Source organism: Streptomyces griseorubiginosus (genome assembly GCF_017614965.1).
GTDB classification, from domain to species: Bacteria; Actinomycetota; Actinomycetes; order Streptomycetales; family Streptomycetaceae; genus Streptomyces; species Streptomyces griseorubiginosus_B.
This window is the reverse complement of the sequence record NZ_WVUG01000101.1, coordinates 16,356-27,762: the sequence shown is the minus strand read 5'-3', so window position 1 is coordinate 27,762 and position 11,407 is coordinate 16,356. Positions and strand designations below refer to the sequence as shown.

Below are 11,407 nucleotides of genomic sequence, written 5' to 3'. Positions count from 1 at the left end.
GGCCGCAGAGGGGCCGGTTCGGGGCCCGGTGCGGCGGGAGGCGCGGGTGCGTCGCGTTCCGGTGGGCCGCTGCGGCAGCCCTGGCCGGGGTGGAGTGGGGCGGACAGTTATGCAGGCTTGAGTCGAGCCGTCTTGCTCTGCAGGTCTGAGTCGGGCCGCCGTCTTGCTCTGCAGGTCTGAGTCGGGCCGTCTGGCTCTGCGGATCTGAGTCGGGCCATACGGCCCCGGGAAACCCGGTCAGACCGTCCCGCCTTCTGGCCAACCATGTTGGTTCCCCGCCTGCCGCCGGTCGGCGGGCCATCCCGGCTCCAGCCAACCGCGCCCGTTCCTCGCCTCCGAGCCAACCGCGCCCGTTCCTCGCCTCCGAGCCAACCCGCCGGTTGCCTGACTCCATCCAACCCCACCCGTTCCCCGCTTCCCGCTATCCGGTCAGCATCTCGGGGCCATCCAGCCGGCCAGGAAACCCTCCCAGCCACCCGGCCTTCCGGAGCCGATTCCGTCGGGCCGATCGGCTTCCGGTGACCCTAGGTCGCGGTTCTCCACCCGTGGGTGGACACCGGGGCGGTCCATGGATCCACCCGGGGTCCACCCACGGTCCGATCTGGTGACCTGCGGGTTTCCGTAGTGTCGAAGGCGTCGGCAGCGCTCGCTGTCGTGACTTCCTTCCTCGCCATGGAGGCTCAGATGTCCGGGTTCGTCAATGCGCTGATGATCGCGGCCGTGGTCGTCCTGGTGATCGTCCGCCAGTTCCGCGCACAGCGGATAGGCACGGGACGACGCTGGTGGCTCGTCCCCGTGATCCTCGCCGTCGTAGCGCTGCGCGAACCCGGCATCGTGGACGCCCACCACCGCACGGAGTCGATCGTCCTCCTCGGCGTCGAGCTGCTCATAGGCCTCGCCACCGGAGCGGGCTGGGCCTGGACCACCCGCGTCTGGGCGGAGCCGGACGGCGCGGTGTGGAGCAAGAGCACCAGGGCGAGCGTGACCGTGTGGATCATCGGCATCGCCCTGCGCGTCGGCCTCTTCGCGCTGGGCTCCGCGCTCGGCGTCCATCAGGACAGCTCCGCCCTGCTCGTCGCTCTCGCGGCCACCCTGCTCGTCCGCGGCGGAATCCTGGTCTGGCGGGCCCAGTCCGTCACGCCCGCCGTCTCCGCGGCCACGGCGTACGGTGACCCCATGGTCCGCCCCGCGCGGAAGGAGCGCGTGTGACGCAGAACGCCTGGATGGGCTGGCCGTCGCGGGAGGCGCTAGGGCGGCAAGGCACCTCGCGGCCCCGGCGGCTGATCGCCTGGGTCGTGAGGGTGTTCGCCCTGGGAATCCTGCTGTGGGGAGCATTCGACAGCAACCGTGTCCACGGGTGGGTGACGGTCGTCGGTGGGGTCGGAGTGGTCGTGGCCGGCGGACTGGCCTGGGCCCTGTACCGGACCACGTTCCAGCACCGGTTGTGGCCCTCCCTGGGCATCCTGCTCCTGCTCATGGGACTGGCCGTCGGAGCCGAGGCCCTGGGGTTCCGGGGGCCGGCCCTCGTCCTGTGGTGCGGCTGCGCCGTCAGCGCGCTGGAACGGCTGCCGCTGGCGGTCGCCCTGCCGACGGCGTCCGTGGCCCTCGCGTCGTACGCCGCCGTCAACAACGACGTGTGGCTGACCACGGCGGCCACGACGGTGGGACTGGCCCTCGCCGGCTACGTGTTGAGGCTCGACGCGGAGGCCCGCGGCAGCGCCCAGCGCCTCCTCGCCCAGGAGCGAGCCGCACGGGCCGCCGAGGCGGAGTCCGCGGCGCTCGCCGAGCGGGCCAGGATCGCCCGTGAGATCCACGACGTACTGGCCCACAGCCTCTCGGCGCAGCTCGTGCACCTGGAGGCGGCCCGGCTGCTGATCGAGCGGGGTGCCGACCGGGAGCAGATACTGGAGCGGGTGGTGGCGGCGCGGGGCATGGCGCGTGACGGTCTCGACGAGACACGGCAGGCGCTGTCCGCGCTGCGGGGCGAGTTGACCCCGCTGGAGGACTTCCTGACGCAGCTCGTGGGCACGACGGCCGGCGCGGAGGTCACCGTTACGGGTGATCGGAAGCCACTGCCCGCGGAGGCCTCGCAGGCGGTGCGGCGGGTCGCCCAGGAGGCCCTGACGAACGTCCGCAAGCACGCGCCGGGCGCCAAGGTGCGGGTGCGGCTGGACTACGCCGATCACCAAGTGACGCTGGACGTGAGGGACTCGGGCGGACCGCCGGGAGATCTGGCCGGGGCGGGCGCCGGGTACGGTCTGCTGGGCATGCGCGAGCGTGCCGAACTGCTGGGCGGCTCGCTGGACGCGGGGCCGGACGAGGAGGGGTTCGTGGTGACGCTGAGGGTGCCCGTATGACGGAAGGGGAGGCGAGGCCGCCAGCGCGCGTGGTGGTCGCGGACGACCAGACCGTCGTCCGTGAGGGCATCGTGATGCTGCTCGGGCTGCTGCCCGGAGTCGAGGTCGTCGGCGCCGCGGGGGACGGTGAGGAGGCGGTGCAGCTCGTCGCCGAACTCGCCCCGGACGTCGTGCTGATGGACCTGCGTATGCCCCGCTGCGACGGTGTGGAGGCGACTCGGCGCATCCGCGCCGAGTACCCCGGGACCCAGGTCGTGGTGCTGACCACCTTCGCTGACGACGAGTCGCTGTTCCCGGCGCTGCGGGCAGGGGCGAGGGGATATCTCACCAAGGACGCGGGCGGGGACGAGATCGTACGGGCCGTGCACAGCGTGCTGTCCGGGGACGCGGGACTGTCGCCGAGCATCCAGCGGCGGCTGTTGGAGCGGCTGTCGGAGCCCGCGCCGCGGCCGACGGAACCGGCCGAGCCGCCCGACGGGCTCACCGCCCGGGAGATCGAGGTGCTGGAACTGATCTCCGAAGGGCTCAGCAACACGGAGATCGGCCGCAAGCTGCATGTGTCGACGGCGACCGTGAAGACCCACATCAACAACATCTTCACCAAGACCGGCCTCAAGGACCGTGCCCAGGCGGTGCGTTATGCCTACGCCAAGGGGATCGCCCGCCCACCAGCGGGATGAGTCACCTGATGGGGTGAAGAGCGCGGGGAAGAGAAGTCAGGGATGTTCCCGTTCTGTCCATCCTTGAGCATGCAGTCAAGCAACAGTCGTCCTCGCGGAAGCGGGGGTGGTGCGCACCGTTCGACCGAGCACCCTGAGGGGCATGTCCCGCGACCGGCCGAGGCGCCAGGGGGCATGCGGTACGACGACCCGTGGTACGACGCGCTGGCGTCCGGCTGGGGCGAGACGGACGGTGTCGGGGCGCCGGCGACCGGCGGCGGACCGGACGGCCGGGGCGCGAAGGAGGAGGGGGTGCCGGCGGCGGGCGACATCTACCTCGAAGTGCAACGCAGCGCGGCGTTCCAGGAAGTGCGCAGCCGCTACCGGCGGTTCGTGGTGCCGGGAGTTCTCCTCTTCCTCACCTGGTACGTGGGGTACGTCGTGACGGCCACGACCGCTCCCGGGGTGATGGCGCGGCCGGTGGCCGGAGCGGTGAACGTGGCCATGCTCGCGGGGCTGGGGCAGTTCCTGACCACCTTCGTGCTCGCCTGGGCCTACGCACGGCACGCCCGGCTGCGCAGGGACCGGGCGGCGCTCGAACTGCGGTGGGACACGCAGGAGCTGACCCGTTCGGCCCGGGGAGGCACCTCATGACCGGGCACCATCAGACGCTGGCGTTGTTGCTGTTCAGCGGGTTCGTCGCGGTCACGCTGGCGATCACGACCTGGGTGAGCCGGAACCGGCGGGGTTCGGCGGAGGAGTTCTACGCGGGCGGACGTCTCTTCTCCCCGCTGGAAAATGGTTTTGCCATCGCCGGGGACTACGTGTCGGCCGCCTCCTTCCTGGGCGTCACGGGGCTGATCGCGCTGTACGGCTACGACGGGATGCTGTACGTGGTCGGCTTCTTCGTGGCCTGGCTGCTGGTGCTGTTCCTCGTCGCCGAACTGGTGCGCAACTGCGGGCGGTTCACGCTCGCCGACGTGGTGGTGGCGCGGATGAGTGAGCGGCCGGTGCGCATCGCGGCGGGAACTTCCTCGGTCACCGTGTCCGTTCTGTATCTGGTGGCGCAGATGGTGGGCGCGGGAAGCCTGGTGGCGCTGCTGCTCGGGGGGACGAGTGCGGCGGCGCGGGCCTGGACCGTCGTCGGGGTCGGCGCGCTCATGGTGATCTACGTGTCGTTGGGAGGGATGCGGGCCACCACCTGGATCCAGATTGTCAAGGCGGTCCTGCTGCTGAGCGGTACGGTCGCGCTCACCGTGCTCGTCCTGCTGCGGTTCCACGGCGACTTGGACCGCCTGCTGCTGACGGCGGCCGAGCGCAGTGGACACGGTGACGGCTTCCTGGCACCGGGGCTGAAGTACGGCGGGGACTGGACGGCCCGGCTCGACTTCATCAGCCTGGGCCTGGCGCTGGTGCTGGGCACGGCGGGGCTGCCGCACATCCTGTCCCGCTTCTACACCGTGCCCACCGCCAGGGCGGCCCGGCGTTCGGTGCTCTGGTCGATCGGGCTCATCGGCGGGTTCTACCTGATGACGATCGTCCTCGGCTTCTCGGCGGCCGCGATCGTCGGGCCGGAGGCGGTGCGCGGGTCGAACGTGGCGGGGAACACGGCGGTTCCGTTGCTGGCGCTCGACCTGGGAGGCGGAGCCGACTCCACGGGCGGAACGGTTCTGTTCGCCGTGGTCGCCGCCGTCGCCTTCGCCACCATCCTCGCCGTGGTGGCCGGGATCACTCTCGCCTCCTCGGCCTCCGTGGCGCACGACCTGTACGCGTCGCTGCGGCGCAGCCATGCCAAGCCGCGCAGCGAGGTGACCGTCGCGCGCGTCGCGTCCGTCGGCATCGGCGTGGTGGCCATCGCCCTCGGGCTGCTGGCGCGTGATCTCAACGTCGCCTTCCTGGTGGGCCTCGCCTTCGCGGTCGCCGCCTCCGCCAACCTCCCCGTGCTGCTCTACTCACTGTTCTGGCGCGGCTTCACCACCCGCGGCGCGGTCTGGTCCGTGTACGGCGGGCTCGTCCCCGCACTGGTGCTCGTGGTGCTGTCGCCGGTGGTGTCGGGCGGCCCCGAATCGCTGTTCCCGGGCGTCGACTTCCAGTACTTCCCGCTGCAGAACCCGGGCATCGTCTCGATCCCGTTGGGCTTCCTCGCCGGCTGGCTCGGCACGGTCACCTCGGCCGAGGTGCCGGACGAGGCCAAGCACGCGGAGACCGAGGTGCGGTCGCTGACGGGAGCGGGGGCAGTGTAGGGAGGGGCGCGCCCCCGTCGTCGTACGACATCCGCGTGCGAGGGGGGCCTACGGCGCCACCCAGGCGTACAGGTGCTCCGGGCGGCCCGTGTCGCCGTACTTGAGGGAGAGGCGCAGGCGGCCGGCCTGTTCGAGGTGGCGGAGGTAGCGCTGGGCCGTGGAGCGGCTCAGCCCGGTCTCGGCGGCCACCTCGTGGGCGGAGAGCGGGTGCTCGGCGTGGTGCAGGACGCGGCAGATGAGGTCGGTGGTCGGTTCCGAGTGACCGCTGGGCAGGCCCGGTGAGGAAGGCGCCGGGGTGGTGCGCAGGGCGCCGAAGATCCGGTCGACCTGCTCCTGGCCGGCGACCCCGCGACCGCCCACCCGGTCGACCGTGCGGCGCAGGGCGGCGTAGGAGTCGAGGCGGGTGCGGAGGGCGGCGAAGGTGAACGGTTTCACCAGGTAGTGCAGCGCGCCGAGGCGCATCGCGGCCTGCACGGTCGCCACGTCCCCGGCCGCCGTGATCATGATGACGTCGGTGCCCTGGCCCTGTTCCCGCATGCGGTGCACGAGTTCGAGGCCCGTCTGGTCGGGCAGGTAGTGGTCGAGCAGGACCAGATCGACGCCTCCGCGCTGCACGGCGGCCAGGGCCTGTGCGGCATTGTGCGCGCGGGCGGTCACCCGGAAGCCGGGAACCTTTCCCACGTACTTGGCGTTGATCTCAGCGACGCGGAAATCGTCGTCCACGACCAGGACGTCTATCATCGGGCCTCTTTCTGTCAAGGCCAGGCGGGCGTTACACCCGTGTTTCGGCTCCGCAGTTGTAGCGCGCGCAAAATGAGCACAACAGGCTGTTGCAAGCAAAAGAACGGCATGCGCCCAGAAGGCTCCTGCTGTGGCCGGGACCACATCTACCGTCCCCGGCCATGAGCGCAGACACCAGCCCCGCCATCCAGCTGCGGGGCGCGAGCAAGATCTTCAGGACCCCGTCGGGGGGTCTGCACACGGCCGTCAGGGAACTCGACCTCACGGTCGGGCGTGGGGAGTTCGTGGCGGTCGTCGGTCCCACGGGCTGCGGCAAATCGACCACCCTGACCCTGGTCAGCGGGTTGGAAGAGCCCACCGAGGGCGACGTCCTGGTCGCCGGGGAGCCGGTGCGGGGCGTCGGCGACAAGGTCGGATTCGTCTTCCAGCAGGACGCCACCTTCCCCTGGCGCACCGTTCTGTCCAACGTCATGGCGGGCCCGCGCTTCCGCGGTGTGCCCAAGGCGGAAGCCAAGCAGAAGGCGCGCGAATGGCTGGCCCGCGTCGGGCTCGCCGCCTTCGAGGACCGCTATCCGCACCAGCTCTCCGGCGGCCAGCGCAAGCGTGTCGCGCTCGCCGCGACCTTCGTCAACGACCCCGAGATCCTGCTGATGGACGAGCCGTTCTCGGCGCTCGACGTGCAGACCCGGGCACTGATGTCGGACGAGCTGCTGGAGCTGTGGGAGGGCACGGGCGCCTCCGTCGTGTTCGTCACCCACGACCTCGAGGAGTCCATCGCCCTCGCCGACAAGGTCGTCGTCATGACCGCCGGACCCGCCACCGTCAAGCAGGTCTTCGACATCGACCTGCCGCGGCCGCGCAAGGTCGAGTCGGTGCGCCTGGAGCCGCGGTTCATCGAGATCTACCGCGAGATCTGGGAGTCCCTCGGCGAAGAGGTCCGCATCACCCGTGAGAGGGGTGCCGCCCATGTCGCCTGAGGTTCTCAGCACACCGGTCGTCGACACCGTCAAGACCCCGGACCGTGCCCACTCACGCGCGCGTGCCGCCCGTAGACGCAGGATCGTGGTCACGGCCACCCGCGTCCTGCTGCTGGTCGCCGTCCTCGGCCTGTGGGAGGTGTTCTCCCGCGCCAAGGTCATCGATCCGTTCAACTTCTCGATGCCGTCGAAGATCTGGGGCCAGATCTGGACCTGGGTGACCCACGGGACCGCGCTCGGCTCCCTGGGCGAGCAGATCTGGTACACGCTCTACGAGGCGCTGCTCGGCTGGGTGCTCGGCGTGGTCGCCGGTGTCGTGCTCGGCATCGCCCTCGGGCGGATCCGCTTCCTCGCCGATGTCCTTGGTCCATACATCAAGGTGCTCAACTCGATGCCGAGGATCATCCTCGCCCCGATCTTCTTGATCTGGTTCGGTCTCGGCCCCGCCTCCAAGGTCGCCTCGGCCGTGGTCCTCGTCTTCTTCCCGGTCTTCTTCAACGCCTTCCAGGGCGCTCGCGAGGTCGACCGGAATCTGGTCGCCAACGCCCGCATCCTGGGGGCGAGCGACCGCCGGGTGACCCTTCAGGTGGTCATCCCGTCGGCCACCGCCTGGATCTTCACCAGCCTCCACGTCAGCTTCGGCTTCGCGCTCATCGGCGCCATCGTGGGCGAGTACATCGGCGCGACCAAGGGCATCGGCCTGCTCGTCGCGCAGTCCCAGAACACCTTCAACGCGGCCGGTGTGTACGCCGCCATGGTCATCCTCGCCGTCGTGGCGCTGGCGGCCGAAGGGCTGCTCACCTTCGTGGAACGCCGCGTCTTCCGCTGGAAACCCGCGAACTCCTAGCCACGCCGCCCACTTGGGCCCGCCGTTTCCTCTTCTCCCGCACCGCCCTCTCCCAAGGACGTGAACCGCATGCGCAAGTCCGTCAGATACACCACCCTGGCCGCCGCCGGTCTGCTCGCCCTCTCCTCCCTCACCGCCTGCGCCAACGACGCCGCCTCCACCACCTCCACCGGCGCCGGCGGCAAGGGCGACGGCAAGGGCACGAAGGTCAAGATCATGGTCGGCGGTCTGGACAAGGTCATCTACCTGCCGGCGATGCTCACCCAGCGGCTCGGCTACTTCGACGCCGAGGGCCTCGACGTGGAGCTGCTGAGCGAGCCGGCCGGCGTCCAGGCCGAGACCGCGCTGGTCTCAGGGCAGGTCCAGGGGGCCGTCGGCTTCTACGACCACACCCTGGACCTGCAGACGAAGGGCAAGTCCGTGGAGTCCGTGGTGCAGTTCTCGCACGCGCCCGGCGAGGTCGAGATCGTCTCCGACAAGGCGTCCGGCGACATCACGTCCCCCAAGGACTTCAAGGGCAAGAAGCTCGGTGTCACCGGCCTCGGCTCCTCGACCGACTTCCTCACCAAGTACCTCGCCGTCAAGAACGGCGTGAAGGTCAGCGAGTTCTCTCCGGTCGCCGTCGGCGCCGGACCGACCTTCATCGCGGCGCTGCAGAAGGGGGCCATCGACGGCGGTATGACGACCGACCCGACGGTGGCGACGATCCTGGACAAGAAGGCGGGCAAGGTCCTGCTGGACATGCGGACGCCGGAGGGGTCGCAGAAGGCGCTCGGCGGTCCGTACCCGTCGTCAAGCCTGTACATGCAGACGGACTGGGTCAACGGTCACAAGGAGACTGTGCAGAAGTTGGTCAATGCACTCGTCAAGACGCTCAAGTGGATGTCCACGCACAGCGCTTCCGAGATCGCCGCCAAGATGCCCGCCGACTACTCGCAGGGCAACAAGACGCTCTACACCGAGGCCATCAAGAGCACGTTGCCCATGTTCACCGACGACGGAGTCATGCCCACCAACGGCCCCGAGACGGTCGAGAAGGTGCTCAAGGCGTTCAACCCGAACATCAAGAACGCCTCAGTGGACCTGAGCAAGACGTTCACTACCGAGTTCGTGGAGAAGGCCGCGGGCTGAATCCGTATGTAGGTGGGGGTACGGCCCCTTCCCCCGCCCCCACCCGGCCGTACCCTCAGGCGCGGGCCGCCCACACGTAACGGTGTTCAGGGCGGCCCGCGTCGCCGTACTTCAGCGTGAGACGGGCCCGTCCGGTGCGTTCCAGGAGCTTCAGATAGCGCTGGGCGGTCTGACGGCTCACCCCGGTCCGGTCGGCGATCTCCTGGGCGGACAGCGGGCCTTCGGCGTTCATCAGGGAGCGCCGCACCAGTTCGGCGGTGGTGGGGGAGTGGCCCTTGGGCAGCCCCGGTTCCGACGGCGCGGACAGGGCGCCGAAGATACGGTCCACCTCGGCCTGTTCCGCCTCGCCGCCACCGTCCAGCGTGCGGCGCAGTTCTGCGTACGCCTCCAGCTTGGCGCGCAGGCCCGCGAAGGCGAACGGCTTCACCAGGTACTGCAGCGCACCGTGCCGCATGGCGGCCTGAACCGTCGTCACGTCCCGGGCGGCCGTCACCATGATCACGTCCGTCTGGTGGCCGCGCCTGCGCATCTCCTGGACGACCGAGAGGCCGGTGTCGTCCGGCAGATAGTGGTCCATCAGGACGAGGTCCAGCCTGGGCAGTTCCTCCAGTCGGCGCAGTGCCTCCGCCGCGGTGTGCGCCTCGCCCGCGACGTGGAAGCCCGGGACCTTCTCCACGTAGGCGGCGTTGACCTGCGCGACCCTGGTGTCGTCGTCCACGACCAGGACCTCGATCATCGGGACTCCTCCTTGCCGGGCGTGTCCGTGGCCGTGCTCAGGGCCGGCTCCGGGGCCGGCTCGGCGAGCGCCTCCGGCAGGACGACGGTGAACTCAGCGCCGCCGCCGTCCGCCTCGCGCACGGTCGCGCTCCCTCCCTGCCGCTCGGCGAGCCTGCGCACCATGGACAGGCCGATGCCCCGCTTGCCGTGGGCGGGCGGCTCCTTGGTGGACCAGCCCTCGGTGAAGACCAACTCGCGCTGTTCCTCCGGTATCCCGGGCCCCGTGTCCCGCACTCTGAGGACCGCGGTACGGCCCTCGGCGCGCAACTCGACCTCCACGCGCGCGTGCGGTGTGGCCGCGACCGCGTCGAGCGCGTTGTCCACCAGGTTGCCGACGACGGTGACGAGCCCCCGCGGGTCGATCAGCCGGTCCGGCAACCGTGTGCGGTCCGACACCCACAGGGCGACACCGCGCTCGGCGGCGACCGTCGCCTTGCCCACCAACAGGGCGGCCAGCAGCGGGTCGTGGATCTTCTCGGTGACCTGCTCGGCGGTGGCGCGGTGGTCGCCGACCACCTCACCGACGAACTCCACCGCGTCGTCGTACATCTCCAGTTCGAGCAGTCCCAGCAGGGTGTGCATACGGTTCGCGTGCTCGTGGTCCTGGGCGCGCAGGGCGTCGATCAGCCCACGGGTCGAGTCGAGTTCACGGCCCAGCTGTTCCAGCTCGGTTCGGTCGCGCAGCGTGGCCACGGCGCCCTCGTCGTCGGTGGGCATGCGGTTGGCGACCAGGACGCGCTGGCCGCGGACGGTGAGCAGGTCGGTGCCGGTCACCCGGCCGGCCAGGATGTCCGCCGTACGGCCTTCGCCGAGCGCCTCGTCGGGAGACATGCCGACGACCCGGTCGTCGATGCCGAGCAGGCGGTGCGCCTCGTCGTTGAGCAGGCGGATGCGGCCGGTGCGGTCGAGGGCGACCACGGCCTCCCTGATGCCGTGCAGCATGGCCTCGCGCTCGGCCAGCAGCGCCGAGATGTCCGAGAAGGCCAGGTCGCGGGTCTGCCGCTGGACCCGGCGGGAGACGAGCCACGCGGCCAGCGCGCCGACGGCCAGGGCACCACCCGCATAGGCGAGCAGGCCCGGGACGGCGCTGATGAGCTCCGAGCGGACGCTGTCGTACTTGATGCCCACCGAGACCGCGCCGATGATCTTGCCGTGGGCGTCGCGCAACGGGACCTTGCCGCGGGCCGAGCGGCCCAGGGTGCCGCTGTCGATCTCCCTGACCTGCTTGCCGGCCAGAGCCTCCTTGGGACTGGTCGAGACGACCTTGCCGATCTGCTGCACGTTGGTGTGCGACCAGCGCACCCCGTGCCGGTTCATCACCACGATGTACTCGGCGTGGGTGGCCCTGCGGATCCGCTCCGCCTCCTTCTGGACCGGCCCGTCGGCGGTCGGGGCGGTGTGCTGGAGGTCCTTGGCGATCTGCGGCTGCTCCGCCGTGGTCTGGGCGATGGCCAGGGCACGGTTCATCGCCTCGTCGTCCAGCTGCTTGCTCAGCGGCGCCAGGAACAGCCCGGTCGCCAGCACCGCGACCCCCGCTGCGATGGCCACCTGCATCAGCAGCACCTGCGAGAAGACCCGCTTCGGCATGCCGAGACGCAGGCGACGTGCGGAGGGAGTGGGGCTCATACCCACGACCGTACGTGGACGTGCGGGAGCCGCCGTAGGGGGTGTGGCA

At 70.5% G+C, this 11,407-nt stretch carries 11 protein-coding genes; 8 read left to right on the top strand and 3 right to left on the bottom strand.

Going from position 1 to position 11,407, the window contains the following annotated elements; genetic code table 11:
- Window positions 1-684 precede the first annotated feature (684 nt).
- From GRC12_RS20215 to GRC12_RS20195, 5 genes are all read left to right on the top strand, one after another.
- Window positions 685-1,209 carry a DUF1453 family protein gene (locus tag GRC12_RS20215; RefSeq protein ID WP_208780710.1) on the top strand — a complete coding sequence of 175 codons (525 nt, stop codon included), beginning with the start codon at window positions 685-687 and terminating at the stop codon, window positions 1,207-1,209.
- Window positions 1,206-2,357: a sensor histidine kinase gene (locus GRC12_RS20210; RefSeq protein WP_208780709.1), complete on the top strand. Its 1,152-nt coding sequence runs from the start codon at window positions 1,206-1,208 to the stop codon at window positions 2,355-2,357. The genes GRC12_RS20215 and GRC12_RS20210 overlap by 4 nt, the downstream gene beginning before the upstream one ends.
- Complete coding sequence (locus GRC12_RS20205; protein ID WP_208780708.1) at window positions 2,354-3,037, top strand: response regulator transcription factor; 684 nt, start codon at window positions 2,354-2,356, stop codon at window positions 3,035-3,037. Before GRC12_RS20210 ends, GRC12_RS20205 begins: the two co-directional genes overlap by 4 nt.
- A gap of 69 nt (window positions 3,038-3,106) precedes the next feature.
- Window positions 3,107-3,670, top strand: a complete 564-nt coding sequence (locus GRC12_RS20200) for a DUF485 domain-containing protein (protein WP_208780707.1) — start codon at window positions 3,107-3,109, stop codon at window positions 3,668-3,670.
- The gene (locus GRC12_RS20195) at window positions 3,667-5,259 is read left to right on the top strand and encodes a solute symporter family protein (RefSeq protein WP_208780706.1); all 1,593 of its coding nucleotides are present in this window, start codon (window positions 3,667-3,669) and stop codon (window positions 5,257-5,259) included. Before GRC12_RS20200 ends, GRC12_RS20195 begins: the two co-directional genes overlap by 4 nt.
- Window positions 5,260-5,307: 48 nt before the next feature.
- On the opposite strand, the gene GRC12_RS20190 is transcribed toward GRC12_RS20195, so the two are convergent.
- Window positions 5,308-6,000, bottom strand: coding sequence for a response regulator (locus GRC12_RS20190; protein ID WP_133046144.1), 693 nt, complete (start codon window positions 5,998-6,000; stop codon window positions 5,308-5,310).
- A gap of 161 nt (window positions 6,001-6,161) precedes the next feature.
- Between GRC12_RS20190 and GRC12_RS20185 the strand changes: the two genes are divergently transcribed.
- The 3 genes from GRC12_RS20185 to GRC12_RS20175 all read left to right on the top strand — a co-directional run bounded on the left by GRC12_RS20185 (window position 6,162) and on the right by GRC12_RS20175 (window position 8,955).
- Window positions 6,162-6,977 carry an ABC transporter ATP-binding protein gene (locus tag GRC12_RS20185; RefSeq protein ID WP_133046143.1) on the top strand — a complete coding sequence of 272 codons (816 nt, stop codon included), beginning with the start codon at window positions 6,162-6,164 and terminating at the stop codon, window positions 6,975-6,977.
- Window positions 6,967-7,824, top strand: a complete 858-nt coding sequence (locus tag GRC12_RS20180) for an ABC transporter permease (protein ID WP_208780705.1) — start codon at window positions 6,967-6,969, stop codon at window positions 7,822-7,824. Before GRC12_RS20185 ends, GRC12_RS20180 begins: the two co-directional genes overlap by 11 nt.
- A gap of 69 nt (window positions 7,825-7,893) precedes the next feature.
- Window positions 7,894-8,955: an ABC transporter substrate-binding protein gene (locus GRC12_RS20175; RefSeq protein WP_208780704.1), complete on the top strand. Its 1,062-nt coding sequence runs from the start codon at window positions 7,894-7,896 to the stop codon at window positions 8,953-8,955.
- 55 nt (window positions 8,956-9,010) lie between these two features.
- Here the strand turns inward: GRC12_RS20175 and GRC12_RS20170 are convergent, their stop codons facing one another.
- Window positions 9,011-9,691 (bottom strand): response regulator, encoded by a 681-nt coding sequence (locus GRC12_RS20170; protein ID WP_208780703.1) that lies wholly within the window; start codon window positions 9,689-9,691, stop codon window positions 9,011-9,013.
- Window positions 9,688-11,358: a sensor histidine kinase gene (locus tag GRC12_RS20165; RefSeq protein ID WP_208780702.1), complete on the bottom strand. Its 1,671-nt coding sequence runs from the start codon at window positions 11,356-11,358 to the stop codon at window positions 9,688-9,690. The genes GRC12_RS20170 and GRC12_RS20165 overlap by 4 nt, the downstream gene beginning before the upstream one ends.
- Window positions 11,359-11,407 lie beyond the last annotated feature (49 nt).

What these genes read in the sequence shown, in the direction of transcription:
- GRC12_RS20195 (WP_208780706.1), top strand. Translation starts at nt 3,667, where the DNA reads ATGACCGGGCACCATCAGACGCTGGCGTTGTTGCTGTTCAGCGGGTTC.
- GRC12_RS20190 (WP_133046144.1), bottom strand. Translation starts at nt 6,000, where the DNA reads ATGATAGACGTCCTGGTCGTGGACGACGATTTCCGCGTCGCTGAGATC.
- GRC12_RS20215 (WP_208780710.1), top strand. Translation starts at nt 685, where the DNA reads ATGTCCGGGTTCGTCAATGCGCTGATGATCGCGGCCGTGGTCGTCCTG.
- GRC12_RS20180 (WP_208780705.1), top strand. Translation starts at nt 6,967, where the DNA reads ATGTCGCCTGAGGTTCTCAGCACACCGGTCGTCGACACCGTCAAGACC.
- GRC12_RS20200 (WP_208780707.1), top strand. Translation starts at nt 3,107, where the DNA reads ATGCAGTCAAGCAACAGTCGTCCTCGCGGAAGCGGGGGTGGTGCGCAC.
- GRC12_RS20165 (WP_208780702.1), bottom strand. Translation starts at nt 11,358, where the DNA reads ATGAGCCCCACTCCCTCCGCACGTCGCCTGCGTCTCGGCATGCCGAAG.
- GRC12_RS20205 (WP_208780708.1), top strand. Translation starts at nt 2,354, where the DNA reads ATGACGGAAGGGGAGGCGAGGCCGCCAGCGCGCGTGGTGGTCGCGGAC.
- GRC12_RS20175 (WP_208780704.1), top strand. Translation starts at nt 7,894, where the DNA reads ATGCGCAAGTCCGTCAGATACACCACCCTGGCCGCCGCCGGTCTGCTC.
- GRC12_RS20185 (WP_133046143.1), top strand. Translation starts at nt 6,162, where the DNA reads ATGAGCGCAGACACCAGCCCCGCCATCCAGCTGCGGGGCGCGAGCAAG.
- GRC12_RS20170 (WP_208780703.1), bottom strand. Translation starts at nt 9,691, where the DNA reads ATGATCGAGGTCCTGGTCGTGGACGACGACACCAGGGTCGCGCAGGTC.